The sequence below is a fragment of the Simiduia aestuariiviva genome, assembly GCF_014192475.1.
GTDB lineage: Bacteria > Pseudomonadota > Gammaproteobacteria > Pseudomonadales > Cellvibrionaceae > Simiduia > Simiduia aestuariiviva.
Window position 1 is genome coordinate 461564 of record NZ_JACHXZ010000004.1, and the last position, 15385, is coordinate 476948.

Here is a 15385-nt window from a genome sequence, read left to right on the forward strand (position 1 = left end):
TTATCAGTACCGCTAAGCTCGCTAACTCCGCAGCAGGTTGGGCAGCCAAGAAACGATGCCTGGCTCCAGCGCTATCAGGGCGAGGAGTAGCAATTGGATCACAATAAAAGGTACTACGCCACGGTAAATCTGTGCGGTAGGCACCGAATCGGGTGCAACGCCGCGCAAATAAAACAGCGCAAAGCCAAAGGGCGGCGTTAAAAAGCTGGTTTGAAGATTGATGGCAATCATAATGCCCAACCACAGGGGGTCTACCCCCATGGCAAACAACACCGGCGCGATGATGGGCACCACCACAAAGGTAATTTCGATAAAGTCGAGAATAAAGCCCAGCAAAAAGATGAGCACCATCACCACCAGTAGCGCCGTCAAGGTGCCGCCTGGCAGCCCGGTAAACAATTCGTGCACCAGTGTTTCTCCGCCAAGGCCGCGAAACACCAAAGAAAACAGCGAGGCCCCAATTAAAATACCAAACACCATGGCGGTAATGCGGGTGGTGGATTGGACCACATCCCGCAGTATCGCGAGGGTTAGCTTACCCCTCAGACCCGCCAGAAGCAGCGCGCCCAAAGCGCCCACGCCAGCGGCTTCAGTGGGCGTGGCCGCGCCGGTGAGAATTGACCCCAATACCAAAACGATCAATGCAATGGGTGGCAACAGGCTCGACAATAGCTCCGCCAGCGACGGCGCTTGATCGAGACTGGCCGGTGCGAGGTGCGGGCTGCGCCACGCCTTAAAACCGAGATAGACCAAGTAAAACACCACCAGAATCAAACCTGGCACCAACGCCCCAACAAATAAGTCGCCCACGGAGATGGGCTCCGCATTGTAAACGCCTAGCGTGAGTTGGGATTGTTGATAGGCACTGCTGAGAATATCGCCCAGCAATACCAGCGCGATGGAGGGTGGGATGATTTGGCCCAGCGTGCCGGTGGCGCAAATAGTGCCGGTGGCCAGCGCGGGGTCATAGCCGCGTTTCAGCATGGTGGGCAGCGACATCAGGCCCATGGTGACCACTGTGGCACCGACAATACCGGTACTGGCGGCCAACAGGGTGCCCACCAAAATGACCGATAACCCCAAGCCGCCGGGCAGTCGACCGCAGGCGCGGGCCATGTTGCTGAGCAGGTCTTCCGCCAACCGGGAGCGCTCAAGCATGACGCCCATGAACACGAACAGGGGCACTGCGATCAAGGTCACATTGGTCATGGTGCCATAGAGGCGATCCGGCAGTGCGAGCAGCAAATTGGGATCGAAATGTTGCAGCAATATGCCCAAACCGGCGAATAGCAATGCCACACCGGCGAGTGTGAAGGCCACGGGATAGCCCAGCATTAGCACCAGACAGACGGCAACAAATAGAAACAGTGGCAGCAGCTCAATCATGGCTCTGGCCCCCATAACTCTGCATCAAGCGGCCCAGATTCCCAGCCACCTGTCCGATGGCGAGTATGATCAAACTGAGTGCAGATAGGGGCAGCAGCCCTTTTAGCAAATAGACAAAGGGCAAACCACCCGCCTCGCCGGACCCCTCTCGAATGGCGAGGGCATTGGTAAAGAAGGGCCAGGTGACCCAGAACATAAGGCAGGCAAAGGGCAGCAGGAATAACAGTGCGCCTAAACAATTGATCCAGGCCTGCGCTGTGGGACTAAAGCGTCGGTAAAAGATGTCGACGCGCACCTGCTGGTCTTCATCGGCGGTATAGGCCAGCGCCAGCAGAAATACCGTGGCGTGCAAATAGATGAGCCCTTCTTGGAGAGCCACGCTGCCCACGTTGAAGCCGTAGCGCAACAGAACGATCAGGCAGGTGATCAGCACCATGGCCAAGGTCAGCCAAGCAACCCAGCGACCCAGTCGCCGAGTGCCTGATTGCAGGGCGAATTGCAGGGCAATCAGCCCTTGGCCTAAGGGCCTTGATTCACTATCAGACATATAAAAACGCTTTTTTATAGATTTTAGTTTTTCATTATACCGTGCACGTCACCCTCAGCGGCGTCTATCCTTTGTCACATTTATGTCATTTAGGGTTCATATAATTGTCACCCAAAGGCAATACAGTGGCGCCGTCAAACAACTAATTGCCCCTTGGAGGACAACGTGAAAAAACTACTGACTACTGCTGCTCTAGCCGCTACCGCACTGGGTGTGGCGATGACTGCTGGCGCGGCCGCGCGCGATCACATTAGCATTGTGGGTTCGTCCACGGTATACCCCTTCTCAACTACCGTGGCTGAGCGCTTTGGTCGGTCTACCCATTTTAAGGCGCCGAAGGTTGAATCCACAGGCACCGGCGGCGGTTTCAAGTTGTTTTGCAGCGGTGTGGGCGTGCAATACCCCGATATGACCAATGCATCGCGCGCCATCAAAGATTCCGAGCTGCAAATGTGTGCAGACAATGGTGTGACCGACGTGGTCGAAGTGTTGATTGGTTACGATGGCATTGTGATCGCCAACGCCAAGGCTGCCCCCCTGTTCAAAGTCACTCGCAAAGACCTCTTTCTCGCCCTGGCTAAGGAAGTTCCCAATCCCAAAGGCGGTCAAGGGTTGATTGCCAACCCCTATAAAACGTGGAAGGACATCAATCCCGTATTGCCAGCCAGCAAGATTGAGGTGCTGGGTCCACCGCCCACGTCAGGCACGCGCGATGCGTTTTTAGAAATGGCTATGGAAGGTGGCTGCAACAGTTTTGATTGGATCAAAGCGTTAAAGTCCACTGACAAAAACAAATACAAAGCCCTGTGTCACGAAATTCGTGAAGACGGAGCCTACGTTGAAGCCGGAGAAAACGACAATTTGATCGTTCAAAAACTGAATGCCAACCCCAACGCGCTGGGCATTTTTGGCTTTAGCTTTCTCGATCAAAATAGCGACAAGGTAAAAGCGTCACAGGTGGATGGCAAAGACCCGACGTTTGATACCATCGCCGATGGTAGTTACCCTATCTCGCGCCCACTGTTTTTCTATGTGAAAAAAGCCCACGTGGGTGTGGTGCCGGGCATCGCTGAATACTTGGCAGAGTTCACCCACGAAAAAGCGTGGGGCGATGAAGGCTATCTGACGGACAAAGGCATGATTCCCATGGCCAAAGCAAAACGCGCCAAGATTGCGGCCGAGGTCAAGGCGTTAAAGACGCTTTAATCGCCGCACTGGCATTTTGAATTACCCATCGCTCGGCGCCGGTCGCCGAGCGATTGCTTTATTGAGAACGACTGAACATTATGCAGCCACTCACACTGTTTACTTCACTGCTCGCACTCGCGGTTTTTGCGTTTGTCATAGGCCGAGGCCGTGCCATGTTGCAATCGCAGAGCATTGGTGGTGCCAGCAGCCTTGCGTCCTTGCCGTTTTACTACGGCATGTTGACGGCGCTTTGGTGTGCGCTCCCTGCGTTGGTGGTCTTAGGTGTTTGGCAGTTGTTTGATGCCAATCTCATCGAGTGGTTTGTGATCGCGAAATTGTCGGCCGACGCACAGGCGCTGCCCGCCGATGAGTTGGGCCTGTTGTTAAACACTGTGTCCAATATTGCCCAGGGGCACCTGTCAAGTGACGGACAGCCGGCGGAATTATTGGCGGCAGCAGAGAGTTTAACGGCTATTCAAACCACCAATCGCCTAGCCGCCACTGGCGTTGTACTGAGTTTGGGCATCTTGGGGTTAATGTTTGGTTGGAGCAAGGTGGCACCGCAACTGCGTGCTCGGCAAAAAGTTGAAACCGTTTTTAGTTGGTTCCTTTTGGCCTGTTCCTGCCTCGCAATTTTGACCACAGTAGGCATTGTGCTCAGCGTGCTGTTTGAGTCGTTACAATTTTTCCGCTCGGTCTCCCCCTTTGAATTTCTCTTTGGTACTCAGTGGAGCCCGCAGATGGCCATGCGTGCCGATCAGGTGGGTAGCTCCGGTGCGTTTGGATCTGTGCCTCTGTTTGCCGGCACGATGTTAATTTCATTGATTGCCATGGTTGTCGCAGTGCCCGTGGGTTTGATGGCTGCCATCTACTTGGCGGAATATGCGCACCGGCAGGTGCGCGCGGTGGTCAAGCCCTTGTTAGAAATTTTGGCGGGCATACCAACTGTGGTTTATGGTTTTTTTGCGGCCCTGACCGTGGCACCTGTCATTCGCGATTTAGGGTTGTCATTCGGTCTCGCCACATCGAGCGAAAGCGCGCTGGCAGCGGGCTTAGTCATGGGGGTAATGATTATTCCCTTTGTGTCTTCGCTGGCCGATGATGTGATCAGTGCAGTGCCGCAATCGTTGCGCGATGGCTCACTGGCATTGGGCGCGACCCAATCTGAAACCATAAAGCAAGTGGTGTTGCCCGCGGCTTTACCTGGCGTGGTTGGTGGTGTATTGCTGGCCGCATCGCGGGCCATTGGCGAAACCATGATCGTCGTTATGGCCGCTGGACTTGCCGCCAAACTCACCGCCAATCCGCTCGAATCGGTGACCACGGTTACTGTCCAAATTGTGACACTACTCGTGGGTGACCAAGAATTTGACAGCCCTAAAACCTTGGCGGCTTTTGCCTTGGGCCTGATGTTGTTTGTCACCACCTTGGCGCTCAATTTTGTAGCACTGCACGTGGTAAAAAAATATCGAGAGCAATATGACTAGCGCGGAATCCACCATTGAAAAAGTGAATAAAAACTTGGCGCGTCGCTATCGTGCTGAACAGCGATTCCGGTTATACGGAATCCTGTCGGTGCTGTTTGGGCTTTCCTGTTTGGTGGTGTTGTTCACCGATATCATCGGCAAAGGTTATAAAGGTTTTGTATCTACCGAGATCTATCTCACGGTAGATTTGAGCAGTGATGATTTAGGCATCAGTGATCCTGAAGTTGAAAATGCGTTCATGCAGGCAGACTTTGAGGGAGCCATCAAGCGAGCACTCTACGCGCGCTTGGACGTGACCGACCGGCGCGCAAAGCGCGCGCTTAATGCGCTTATCAGTAGCGGTGCGAGTTATGCACTGCGCGATCAAGTAAAGCGTCAACCGGAACTATTGGATAGCTCCCACGGATTTTGGTTGTTGGCCGATGATGATGTGGATACCTGGTATAAGAGTGTGGATTCCAAATCGCCTTTTACGGGTCGCTTGAGCGACGAACAGTTGACTTGGTTGCAAACGCTGGACTTCAGCGGCGAGTTGCGTACTGCACTCAACACGACATTTTTTACTAGCGGCGATTCACGTGAACCTGAGATGGCCGGTATTATGGGGGCGGCATTAGGCTCTTTCTTTACCGTGTTAGTGACACTGCTATTATCGTTTCCCATTGGGGTTGCGGCCGCTGTCTATCTTGAAGAATATGCACCAAAAAATCGCTGGACGGATCTTATTGAAGTCAACATCAATAACCTGGCTGCGGTGCCATCAATTATTTTTGGCCTCTTAGGCCTTGCGATATTTATCAATTTCTTTGAAATGCCACGTTCAATACCCTTAGTGGGTGGGCTGGTGCTAACGTTGATGACCCTACCCACCATTATCATTTCCAGCCGCGCCGCTATCAAAGCGGTCCCACCGTCAATACGTGAGGCGGCGCTGGGTTTGGGTGCATCCAAGATGCAAATGGTTATGCACCACGTGTTGCCCTTGGCCATGCCTGGCATGCTTACCGGTGCCATTATCGGCATGGCCCAGGCGTTGGGTGAAACCGCACCGCTATTGATGATCGGCATGGTGGCCTTTGTTGTGGACCTACCTGGTGGTGTGATGGATGCGGCGACTGCCCTGCCCGTACAAATATTTTTATGGGCCGACAGTCCTGAGCGCGCCTTTGTAGAAAAGACCTCGGCAGCCATTATGGTACTGCTTGGATTCTTGTTTTTAATGAATGCACTGGCTGTCTGGCTACGCCGGCGGTTGGAGCGTCGCTGGTAACGCAACGCCTAGAGAGTGACAGGTAACCCCTATGACAACGGCAGCAACACAGGCCCCAATGAATATTTCTGAACACACTGCACAGGCGCACGCCGATAAAACCGTCGGCGAACCCTTGGTGAAAAATGCCAAAATGAGCATGCGGGGCGTCAACGTTTTCTACGCCGATAAGCAGGCTATTTACGGTGTGGATTTGGATATCGGTCGCAATGAAGTGATTGCCATGATTGGTCCATCGGGATGCGGTAAGTCCACGTTTTTGCGTTGCCTAAACCGCATGAACGACACCATCGACATCTGCCGCGTCGAGGGCAAGTTAATGTTGGAAAATCAGGATATTTACGACCCCAGCCTCGATGTCGTGCCGTTGCGGGCGCGGGTTGGCATGGTGTTTCAAAAACCCAATCCATTTCCAAAAAGTATTTATGACAATGTGGCCTACGGGCCCCGTATTCATGGTTTGGCAAGCCGTCGCACAGAGTTGGATGAGATTGTTGAAACCAGTTTGCGCAAAGCCGGTTTATGGGATGAAGTGAAAGACCGCCTGCATGGGCCGGGTACGGGATTGTCGGGTGGTCAGCAGCAGCGCTTGTGCATTGCGCGCACCATTGCAGTGAGCCCAGAAGTGATTTTGATGGATGAACCCTGCTCCGCACTGGACCCCATCGCCACGGCAAAAATTGAAGAATTGATTGCTGAGTTGAGTGAAAATTACACCATCGCCATCGTGACCCACTCAATGCAGCAAGCGGCGCGCGTTTCTCATCGCACCGCGTATTTTCATTTGGGCAAGCTGATTGAAGTAAACGACACCGAAAAAGTGTTTACCAATCCGGATCACGATTTAACAGAGGCTTACATCACTGGCCGGTTCGGCTGATAGGGAGCGCAGATATGGATAAGTTGCATTTAGATCGCCACATCTCACGCCAATTTAATGTGGAGCTGGAAGCCCTGCGCACCCAGCTGCTAGAAATGGGCGGTCTAGTGGAACAGCAGGTGACAGACGCGGTGGCCAGTATTGAATCCGGTGATACTGCCCTGGCTGAAAAAGTGATCGTCAACGAAGATCGCGTGGACGATTTTGAAATTGAGCTCGATGAGCAAGCCACCTTGGTGTTGGCCCGTCGGCAACCGGCCGCCTCAGATTTGCGATTGGTGCTGGCGGTTATCAAAGCCGTACGCGATTTGGAGCGCATCGGTGACGAGGCGCAAAAGGTCGCGAAGATGGCCATTGCGCTGTCGGGTGAAGGCGCCAATCGTCGCGGTGCGACGGAATTGCGCCATATAGGTGCCAGCGTGTTGACCATGATGAACCAAGGGCTCGATGCCTTTGCGCGCTTTGATGCCGAAGCTGCATTGCGGGTGGTGGAGGCCGATGAATCGGTGGACCGTGAATACAAGACGGCCATTCGCGAGATGGTGACCTACATGATGGAAGATCCCCGTGAAATCTCGCGCGTGATGAACGTCCTGTGGGCCTTGCGGGCGCTAGAGCGCATTGGTGATCACGTGCGCAATATTTGCGAGCACGTCGTGTACCTGGTGCGCGGGCTAGATATCCGCCACATCAGCTTGGATGAAGCCGAGGCGAAAATTCTCAACCAGTAGCGCCGATCGAGGTCATTGCCACTATACTGTGACAATGGCCTCCGAGAACTTCCAGTGATTTATCGCACCCTGCTGCTAGCGCTACTGTCGTGGTTGATCTCAGCATGCGAGCCCTCGCGCATTGAGCGCATGTCCGACTTTGAGCTGAGCGAACGCTACAGCAACTGCCTAGAAAAAAAGCCCACCGCCCCCGGATATGCCACCGCCTGCGAGAATATGCGGCGCGAGTGTGAGCGCCGCAAGCGCGAGCTCGGCACCTTTGTTTGCCCCAGCCGCTGAGGCGCTGGGACTCACCCGCCTCTGCCCCTATAATAGCCCTCCTTCAAATACAGGCGCTCCGGCGCAATTGCGACAGAGATAGTGAATGCAGGCTCTACAGGTTATTGAAATGTTTGCCGGCTACAACCCGCAGGGGCAGCCGGTTGCTGAAAAACTGCAGGTGCGTGCCAACGAAGATGGCACCCTTCAGCTGGTAAAATCACCGGCGTTTATCAAAGGCTTGGCCGCCGGCGACACCCTTAAATTGGATCCCGAAGATCAGGCGTTCGAAATCGTGCGACGTAGCGGCAATGTGTGCATACGCGTCTATGGCCGCGAGGACCTGGGCGCTGTGGCAGAAACCTTGACCGCAGAACTGGAAAAGCTGGGCGGTGAGCTGGATATCGAAACCCCACGTATGTTGGTGTACACCGTCCACGTTAGCTTGGGCTTCAGCGCCATCGAGGCCATTCTCAACAAATGCCTGACCGATCAATGCCAGTGGTTATACGGCAACGTCTACGACCCCGAAGATGGCGAAACGCCTCTCAATTGGTGGCAGGAAATCCTGGCTCCCGAATAATCGAACGGAATTAAATTATGTTAATGGTGATTTCGCCGGCTAAAACGCTGGATTACGAGACCCCCTGGCAGTATGCCGCAGCCACCGAACCGGCGTTTTTAGCGCAATCACAATCGCTGATCGATCAACTGCGAGGCTTGTCCCCGCACGATATTTCAGCCTTGATGAGCGTCAGCGATAAGTTGGGAACACTCAATTTTGATCGCTTTCAGCAATGGCAGACGCCGTTTACCAAAGACAACGCCAAGCCGGCGCTGTTGGCTTTTAAAGGCGATGTGTACACCGGCCTACAAGCGGAAACCTTTGCTAAGGACGACTACCAGTTTGCCCAAAAACACCTGCGAATTCTGTCGGGCCTCTACGGATTACTGCGACCCATGGATTTAATGCAGCCCTACCGGCTAGAAATGGGCACCCGCTTTGCCAATGATAGCGCCAAGGACTTATACGGCTTTTGGGGCGCGCAGTTGACGGAGGCCCTCAATGCCCAGTTGCGCAAATTGCGCAGCGACAGCTTGGTCAATCTCGCATCCAACGAATACTTCAAAGCGGTGCAACCGAAAGCGCTGGCGACACCGGTGATTACACCGGTATTCAAGGACTTTAAAAACGGCCAGTACAAAATCATCAGCTTCTACGCTAAAAAAGCGCGGGGCATGATGGCGGCGTTTGCGATCAAAGAGCGACTGACCGATGCGATGGCATTGAAGGAATTCGATTGGGATGGCTATTACTTTGACGCCGAGGCGTCCACAGAAACCCAATGGGAGTTTCGCAGAGATGCCCAAGATTAGCCTTTTGCACTAATATTGGCTTGTTTATATATCTAATTCGTCTTGCGGGAATTCGTCGAACTGTTACGATCCGCACCGGTGTGATCATTGCACGAGTGTTCTACCAACAGCCAAATCAATAACAATAACGCGGCAATGTACCGCAGGGCGCCCATGGCACAAGATCAAGAATTCGTAACCTATGTCCTTGCCCAGCTTGAGCTGGCGAGTGCGGTTACGGGTTTGCCCACTAAAAGCCACCACCATTTCAACGCCGCCAGTTTCAGCCTGGGTGGCGATCGCGTTGCGCTCATCGTAAACAACACCTTGTTCATGCACCTCAATGCCGAGGCAGTGCGCCGTTGGCTGCCCGACACGCAACCGCTGCAACCCGCAGGCGTCAGCTTAGACAGTCAATTCTACCCAGTGCCCCTGGCTTGGCTCGGCGATATCGAGCGGCTGAGTGATTGCCTGCAGTCTGCGATCAGTCACACACCTTGCCAAAAAGCCACCGCCTGATCACCACCTCAGCTGCTAGTCTGTAACAAGGACGTAAAGGAGAGCTGCATGAGTGCACGCATTCTGGTGGTGGACGACGCCAGTTTCATTCGCGATATGGTAAAAAACAACCTGCGCAGCATGCTGCCTGAGGTTGATTTGTATGACGCTGCTGATGGCCACCGAGCCGTGGCCCTGCTTAAGCAACAGAGTATCGATATCATCTTGTCGGATTGGGAAATGCCGGGCATGTCAGGCGAAGAGTTGTTGCAATGGGTGCGCAGTCAAGCGGACCACCAAGCGACACCCTTTGTGATGGTGACCAGCCGCGGTGATCGGGAGTTTGTGGTGAAGGCCGTGCAAGCGGGCGTATCCGACTATTTAGTGAAGCCGTTTACACCGGAAGAATTGATGGGCAAGGTGGCCAAGCAGCTCAAACGCTTGGGAATCGAGGCCAAAACCCAACCGGCCAGCGGTGGTGGCCAAGGGGCGGCATTTGGTTCTATTGAGGCGTTGACGGGGAAGGCGGCAGCCCCCAAACCGAAGGCCGCACAAAGTGCTTCAGCGGCGGCGTTGACGGCCAAGCCCAGCACCGCCAAAAAAACCGCCAAATCAAAGCCGTCAGCTCACAAGGGATTGGCGCAATTGCGCTTGGCTTCGGGGCAGTTTGAATGTTTGATCCGAGAGTTATCACTGCAGGCACTCAACGGCGTCATTCAGCGGCGCGATGCGCTACCTGTGATATTTGAGTCGGCCGTACTAGATATCATGGATGCGGACGGTAAGGCCGTTGCCCGCGTGAATGGCTACATCAGTAGCTTACAGGCGGCTGAACCACGGGTAGATACCCGGTTAGTTAAAATCAGCATTCGCTTTGTGGATGATGATCCGGCAAAATTCGAACAGCTTTCGCGCTACATTGCCCGACTCTAAATCACCGCTCGATTTGTTCCCTAAACGCCACATCTATCATATTAATAACAGGTGCAGTCTGTGGACCCCATTGATCTCAAACCGTTCTCCCAAGCCTGTCAAAACAACCGTGACCCCATATTGCACCATTTGAAGCGCTTGTTTGCCGACTGCGGCAATGTCTTGGAGGTTGGCAGCGGCACCGGCCAGCACGCCGTCCACTTTGCCAAAAACCTGCCCCAGGTTAACTGGTATACCAGCGATCTGCCGGAACACCACGAGGGCATTCAATTGTGGCTCGATGAGTGCCAATTGCCGAATCTACATGCCCCGCTGGCGCTCGATGTGCAGGGCACTTGGCCCCCACTACCCTCTATCGATGCGGCCTTTACCGCTAACACGGTGCACATTATGTCGTGGGACGCCGTGCAGGCGATGTTTTCGGGCCTGGCCCAGCGCCTGCCGGTTGGGGGGTTATTGGTGGTGTACGGACCGATGAATTACGGCGGCAGTTATACCAGCGAGAGCAATGAGCGGTTTGACGTGTGGCTCAAGGCGCAGGATCCAGAGCGCGGTATTCGCGATTACGAAAAGTTGCTGTCGCTGGGTCAAAGTGTGGGCTTAGAGGCGCGTGAAGACAACGAAATGCCCGCCAACAATCGCCTGCTGGTATGGCAAAAAGGCTAGCCTTGTTTAAAGGGCAGCAGTTGCTCTGCGGCCTGCAAGTAAGCCGCCGTCTCTTGCCGCTCGCGGTCAATAAACCCTGTGATTGCCGTGCGCGCGCTGGCGTTGGCCAACCAGTGATTGGAATACACAGGCACCGGTTGAAAGCCCCGCGATATTTTGTGCTCGCCTTGGGCGCCGGAATCAAAACGCTGTAACCCCCGCTCGATGGCAAATTCGATGCCCTGGTAGTAACAGGCCTCAAAGTGCAGGCAATCAAATTCTTGCAGACAACCCCAATAGCGACCGTACAGGGTTTCGCTATCGAACAGATAGAGCGCCGCTGCTTGGGGTTCGCCATTGTGGTGGGCGGTTACCATTAACAGGTTGTCGCTCATGTCGCGCCCCAATTGTTCAAAAAAACCCAAGTTGAGGTAGCCTGGCTGGCCCGAGCGCTTGAGGTAGGTGGTGTGGTAGCAGTGATAGAAAAACCGCCAATCCTCGGCGCTGATCTGGTGACCGGTGGCGCGCCTTAGGGTAAGCCCCTGGGCCTGCACACGGCGTCGTTCGCGCAATAACGTCTTTCGCTTTCGTGCGGTGAAGGTGTCGATAAAGTCTGCAAAATCTTCGTAGTTGTCGTTAAACCAATGATATTGCGGTGTTTCGCGCAGGGTCCAGTCGGGCGCCAGCCGGTGCGCCTGTGTCTGTTGAGTCAACAAGCAATGAACACCGCTAAGGCCCTCGGTTTCGCAGTGGGCCTGCACTTGCAATTGCAGTGTCGCCAACTGCTCGTCGGTGAGTTGGCCCAGCAGGCGCGGGCCCGTGGCGGGGGTAAATGGCACGGCACACAAAAGCTTTGGGTAGTAATTCAGGCCGGCATTTTGGTAGGCCTGAGCCCACGCCCAATCGAATACATACTCTCCCCACGAGTGCTGTTTGAGGTACATGGGGGCGGCGGCGATGAGTTGGTCGCCCTCGCGCACCAGTAGATGGTGGGGTTGCCAGCCGGTGGCCGCAGCCACACAGCCATGGTCTTCCAGAGCACGCAAAAAGCGGTGCTGTAAAAAGGGGTAGTCGCTGGCCAAGAGTGCCTGCCATTGGTGCGCGTCGACGGCGTCGATGGCGCTGACAAATTCCAGCTGCATAGGCGTTAGGCTAAGTGAATGGAGCGCCAGTATAGGTGGCTGACGGTCAATCAGGCCAGCCGTTGCTTGGGAAAACGGCAGCTAAATTGAGAGCCCTTGCCAACCTGACTGGCGATCTCTAAGCGCGCATCGTGGCGCGACAACGCGTGTTTAACGATGGCCAGCCCCAGACCCGTGCCACCGGTGGCGCTGTTGCGGCTGTCGTCAACGCGGTAAAAGCGCTCCGTGAGTCTTGGTAGGTGTCGGGCTTCAATGCCGGGCCCTTGGTCTGCCACGGTGACGGTCAGGCCGCTCTGATCAACCCTGGCGGTGATAGTAATCTGGGTGTTCGGGGGGGTGTATTTGATAGCGTTGTTGATGAGATTGCCAAAGGCGCTTTGCAGTTCCTTTTCCACTCCGCGCAGGGCGATGTTGCTATCGCAGTTGAGCGAGAGCGAGTGGCTCCCCGCCGACAGCGAATTGGCCTCGTCCACTAAGTGCTGCAGCAAAGGCTGAAGGGAGAGCACTTGGTGGCGATCGGGTATCACCTCCGTTTCCAGCACCGACAACGAAATTAAATCATTCACCAAGAGGTGCATACGGGTGCACTGCTGCTGCATTTGAGACAGTGGACCGCGCCATTGGACCGGTAGCTGTTCTGCGTCGGCAAAAGTTTCTAAATAGCCCTTAAGCACTGTCAGGGGGGTGCGCAACTCATGGGAGACATTGGCCACGAAATCTTTGCGCATCTGACTCAAGCGGTGCATAAAGGTGATATCGCGGGCCACCACGAGCTTTTCATTGTGCCCAAAGCGGGTCACCTGAAATTGCAGGCGGTTGTCTTTGTTACCCGAAGCGGGAATATCGAGAGGCTGCTGAAAATCCTGCTGTTCTAGGTAGGCCACGAATTTGGGGTTGCGCACATAATTTACCAGCGGCTGACCCTGATCACTTTGCTCGAAGCCAAACATGCGCTCGGCGGCGGGATTCCACCAATCGATATTGCCGCGGCTATCCAGCAGCAGGACGCCATCGGGCAGTGCCCCGGTGGTTTCTTGCACTCGATTGAGCACTTGTCGAACGCGCTCGGATTCGCGCTCCTGACGTTTTTGTAGGCGGTAGATACTCTCAAAGATATCCGACCAAATACCGCTGGCCTCGGGTGGCGGCGATTTGCGGCGCTGGTTTAACCAGATATCCAATTGGCGGATTTGCCAAAGCATCCAGAACATGTACAAACCGCCACCAACCAAACAGGTGGCCATCACGTAACCATTTATCAGCCCGAACACCAGGCACAGCAGGGTGAACAGTGCGACGCGTTTGAGCTCGGCGTTAAATCCTCTGAGCACCGTAAACTAGGTCCTTTGGTTTGTGGTGTGAGTATTCACTTACTCGCAACCTTAGTGGAAAAGCGGTAGCCGGAGCCACGCACCGTTTGGACAAAGCGGTCGTGCTGGCCCGCTGCCAGGGCTTTACGCAACCGGCGGATGTGCACATCCACGGTGCGCTCATCGATATACACATTGCCACCCCAAATGTGGTCGAGCAGTTGGCTGCGATTATAGACCCGCTCTTGGTGGGTCAGAAAAAATGCCAGCAACCGGTACTCGGTGGGCCCCATGTCCACGGGTTGATCTTGAATGGTGACCCGCTGGCTGATTGGATCTAGGCAGAGTTGATCGACGGTGATGGGCGCCTCGGGCGTGTCGGGCTCGATGCGGCGCAGCACCGCCTTGAGGCGTGCAATCAACTCGCGCGGTGAAAAGGGCTTGGTGATGTAGTCGTCGGCGCCGGTTTCTAAGCCCTGTATCTTATTGTCCTCTTCGCCCTTGGCGGTGAGCATGATGATGGGCAGCTTGGCGGTAATTTCATCGCGCTTGAGGCGCCGCGCCAGCTCGATACCGCTGGTGCCGGGCATCATCCAATCCAACAGTATGAGGTCTGGCTTTTCATCGATGGCCAGCGCATGGCCCGACTGCGCGTTTTCGGCCTCCAAGCAGCGGTAGTCTGCCATTTCTAGGGCGACCCGCAGCATGTCGCGAATGGCCGTCTCGTCGTCAATGATCAGGATGGTCTTTTTGCTCATAACCTTGTCATCTTGCGTTGGGAGAGGCTGTATTAGATTACGGCGATATGACAGTTATATGAACGTGGCGAAATGAAGTTACAGGCCAAGGTCTAACGCCAAGCCTGCAAAGATGGCCGCACCCACCCATTGGTTGTTTAAAAAGGCCTCAAAGGAACCCTTTGGATCGCGCCGGCGAGCCACCCACTGCTGCCACACAAACAGCGCGCCCGCCACGAGTAAGCCGAGATAGTAATAGAGTCCCAATTCAAAGCGTGTGCCCGCCATCAGCATGGCCACCAGCGCGAGCAACTGCAATAGCCCGATGATAGTGAGATCGCTCTCGCCAAATAAAATGGCGGTTGATTTGACCCCAATGCGCAGATCGTCTTTGCGATCGACCATGGCGTAGTAGGTGTCGTAGGCCACCGTCCACAACACGACGGCGGTATACACCAGCCAAATACCCGGCTCCAGTTCGTTGCGTACAGCGGCAAAGGCCATGGGAATGCTCCACGCAAACGCGGCGCCCAAGACCACTTGAGGCAGATAGGTGTGGCGTTTCATAAATGGGTAAACGCTGGCGAGCAGCAGCCCACCCACAGACAGGGCGATGGTGAAGGGGTTGGTGAGGAGCACCAAACCAAAGGCCATGAGCACCAGTATAAAGAAGGTGACCAGCGCGGCTTTGGGAGTGACTGCGCCGCTCACGAGGGGCCGTTGGTGGGTGCGCGCCACGTGGCCATCCACCTTGCGATCGGCATAGTCATTGATCACGCAACCCGCAGCGCGCATGACGATCACGCCCAAAACGAAGATGGTGAGGGTGCGTTGGTCCGGTAGGCCTTCAGCGGCCAGCCACAGCGCCCACAGGGTGGGCCACAAGAGCAGCAGCGTGCCGATTGGGCGGTCGAAGCGCATGAGCGTCCACAGTGCGCTCCAGCGATTGGCTTTGACTTTTCTTTTGGGTCGCGGCTTGCGCGCCCGGGTTGCCTTGCTGGCCTGAGCCATGGGCTT

The 15385-nt window shown here is 55.0% G+C and carries 17 protein-coding genes; 11 read left to right on the forward strand and 6 right to left on the reverse strand.

Translation table 11 applies throughout. The annotated features are described in order from the left end of the window. Positions 1 to 21 precede the first annotated feature (21 nt). Positions 22 to 1386 carry a TRAP transporter large permease gene (locus FHS30_RS15045; RefSeq protein WP_183911330.1) on the reverse strand — a complete coding sequence of 455 codons (1365 nt, stop codon included), beginning with the start codon at positions 1384 to 1386 and terminating at the stop codon, positions 22 to 24. After that, positions 1379 to 1933, reverse strand: a complete 555-nt coding sequence (locus tag FHS30_RS15050) for a TRAP transporter small permease subunit (protein ID WP_183911331.1) — start codon at positions 1931 to 1933, stop codon at positions 1379 to 1381. The genes FHS30_RS15045 and FHS30_RS15050 overlap by 8 nt, the downstream gene beginning before the upstream one ends. 165 nt (positions 1934 to 2098) lie before the next feature. On the opposite strand from FHS30_RS15050, the gene FHS30_RS15055 reads away from it, so the two are divergent. The 11 genes from FHS30_RS15055 (at position 2099) to FHS30_RS15105 (ending at position 11200) form a co-directional block, all read left to right on the forward strand. After that, positions 2099 to 3139, forward strand: coding sequence for a substrate-binding domain-containing protein (locus FHS30_RS15055; protein WP_183911332.1), 1041 nt, complete (start codon positions 2099 to 2101; stop codon positions 3137 to 3139). 80 nt (positions 3140 to 3219) lie between these two features. Then, complete coding sequence (pstC, locus tag FHS30_RS15060; RefSeq protein ID WP_183911333.1) at positions 3220 to 4608, forward strand: phosphate ABC transporter permease subunit PstC; 1389 nt, start codon at positions 3220 to 3222, stop codon at positions 4606 to 4608. After that, complete coding sequence (gene pstA, locus FHS30_RS15065; RefSeq protein ID WP_183911334.1) at positions 4601 to 5878, forward strand: phosphate ABC transporter permease PstA; 1278 nt, start codon at positions 4601 to 4603, stop codon at positions 5876 to 5878. The genes pstC and pstA overlap by 8 nt, the downstream gene beginning before the upstream one ends. A gap of 31 nt (positions 5879 to 5909) precedes the next feature. Beyond that, the gene (pstB, locus tag FHS30_RS15070) at positions 5910 to 6758 is read left to right on the forward strand and encodes a phosphate ABC transporter ATP-binding protein PstB (protein WP_183911335.1); all 849 of its coding nucleotides are present in this window, start codon (positions 5910 to 5912) and stop codon (positions 6756 to 6758) included. A gap of 14 nt (positions 6759 to 6772) precedes the next feature. Beyond that, on the forward strand, positions 6773 to 7489 hold the full coding sequence (gene phoU, locus FHS30_RS15075) for a phosphate signaling complex protein PhoU (protein ID WP_183911336.1): 717 nt from the start codon (positions 6773 to 6775) through the stop codon (positions 7487 to 7489). A 54-nt stretch (positions 7490 to 7543) separates the two neighbouring features. After that, positions 7544 to 7768, forward strand: coding sequence for a hypothetical protein (locus tag FHS30_RS15080; protein ID WP_183911337.1), 225 nt, complete (start codon positions 7544 to 7546; stop codon positions 7766 to 7768). 85 nt (positions 7769 to 7853) lie between these two features. Next, on the forward strand, positions 7854 to 8330 hold the full coding sequence (locus tag FHS30_RS15085; RefSeq protein ID WP_183911338.1) for a DUF4265 domain-containing protein: 477 nt from the start codon (positions 7854 to 7856) through the stop codon (positions 8328 to 8330). A 17-nt stretch (positions 8331 to 8347) separates the two neighbouring features. Beyond that, positions 8348 to 9124 (forward strand): peroxide stress protein YaaA, encoded by a 777-nt coding sequence (gene yaaA / locus FHS30_RS15090; RefSeq protein ID WP_183911339.1) that lies wholly within the window; start codon positions 8348 to 8350, stop codon positions 9122 to 9124. Between the two features lie 153 nt (positions 9125 to 9277). Further along, a complete protein-coding gene (locus tag FHS30_RS15095; protein ID WP_183911340.1) occupies positions 9278 to 9622 on the forward strand; it encodes a hypothetical protein in 345 nt (114 codons plus the stop codon). A 48-nt stretch (positions 9623 to 9670) separates the two neighbouring features. After that, positions 9671 to 10534, forward strand: coding sequence for a response regulator (locus FHS30_RS15100; RefSeq protein ID WP_183911341.1), 864 nt, complete (start codon positions 9671 to 9673; stop codon positions 10532 to 10534). 60 nt (positions 10535 to 10594) lie between these two features. After that, entirely contained in the window at positions 10595 to 11200 is a 606-nt protein-coding gene (locus FHS30_RS15105; RefSeq protein WP_343049209.1) for a DUF938 domain-containing protein, read from the forward strand. On the opposite strand, the gene FHS30_RS15110 is transcribed toward FHS30_RS15105, so the two are convergent. The 4 genes from FHS30_RS15110 to ubiA all read right to left on the reverse strand — a co-directional run bounded on the left by FHS30_RS15110 (position 11197) and on the right by ubiA (position 15379). Further along, positions 11197 to 12321, reverse strand: a complete 1125-nt coding sequence (locus tag FHS30_RS15110; RefSeq protein ID WP_183911342.1) for a GNAT family N-acetyltransferase — start codon at positions 12319 to 12321, stop codon at positions 11197 to 11199. The genes FHS30_RS15105 and FHS30_RS15110 overlap by 4 nt on opposite strands. A gap of 50 nt (positions 12322 to 12371) precedes the next feature. Continuing rightward, entirely contained in the window at positions 12372 to 13652 is a 1281-nt protein-coding gene (gene phoR, locus FHS30_RS15115; RefSeq protein WP_183911343.1) for a phosphate regulon sensor histidine kinase PhoR, read from the reverse strand. 35 nt (positions 13653 to 13687) lie between these two features. After that, positions 13688 to 14389 (reverse strand): phosphate regulon transcriptional regulator PhoB, encoded by a 702-nt coding sequence (phoB, locus tag FHS30_RS15120; protein ID WP_183911344.1) that lies wholly within the window; start codon positions 14387 to 14389, stop codon positions 13688 to 13690. Between the two features lie 78 nt (positions 14390 to 14467). Further along, a complete protein-coding gene (gene ubiA, locus FHS30_RS15125; protein WP_183911345.1) occupies positions 14468 to 15379 on the reverse strand; it encodes a 4-hydroxybenzoate octaprenyltransferase in 912 nt (303 codons plus the stop codon). Positions 15380 to 15385: the final 6 nt, after the last annotated feature.

Excerpts from the sequence above, each read along its gene's own strand:
- FHS30_RS15045 (WP_183911330.1), bottom strand. The coding sequence starts at position 1,386 with ATGATTGAGCTGCTGCCACTGTTTCTATTTGTTGCCGTCTGTCTGGTG.
- FHS30_RS15050 (WP_183911331.1), bottom strand. The coding sequence starts at position 1,933 with ATGTCTGATAGTGAATCAAGGCCCTTAGGCCAAGGGCTGATTGCCCTG.
- pstC (WP_183911333.1), top strand. The coding sequence starts at position 3,220 with ATGCAGCCACTCACACTGTTTACTTCACTGCTCGCACTCGCGGTTTTT.
- pstA (WP_183911334.1), top strand. The coding sequence starts at position 4,601 with ATGACTAGCGCGGAATCCACCATTGAAAAAGTGAATAAAAACTTGGCG.
- pstB (WP_183911335.1), top strand. The coding sequence starts at position 5,910 with ATGACAACGGCAGCAACACAGGCCCCAATGAATATTTCTGAACACACT.
- phoU (WP_183911336.1), top strand. The coding sequence starts at position 6,773 with ATGGATAAGTTGCATTTAGATCGCCACATCTCACGCCAATTTAATGTG.
- FHS30_RS15085 (WP_183911338.1), top strand. The coding sequence starts at position 7,854 with ATGCAGGCTCTACAGGTTATTGAAATGTTTGCCGGCTACAACCCGCAG.
- yaaA (WP_183911339.1), top strand. The coding sequence starts at position 8,348 with ATGTTAATGGTGATTTCGCCGGCTAAAACGCTGGATTACGAGACCCCC.
- FHS30_RS15095 (WP_183911340.1), top strand. The coding sequence starts at position 9,278 with ATGGCACAAGATCAAGAATTCGTAACCTATGTCCTTGCCCAGCTTGAG.
- FHS30_RS15100 (WP_183911341.1), top strand. The coding sequence starts at position 9,671 with ATGAGTGCACGCATTCTGGTGGTGGACGACGCCAGTTTCATTCGCGAT.
- FHS30_RS15110 (WP_183911342.1), bottom strand. The coding sequence starts at position 12,321 with ATGCAGCTGGAATTTGTCAGCGCCATCGACGCCGTCGACGCGCACCAA.
- phoB (WP_183911344.1), bottom strand. The coding sequence starts at position 14,389 with ATGAGCAAAAAGACCATCCTGATCATTGACGACGAGACGGCCATTCGC.
- ubiA (WP_183911345.1), bottom strand. The coding sequence starts at position 15,379 with ATGGCTCAGGCCAGCAAGGCAACCCGGGCGCGCAAGCCGCGACCCAAA.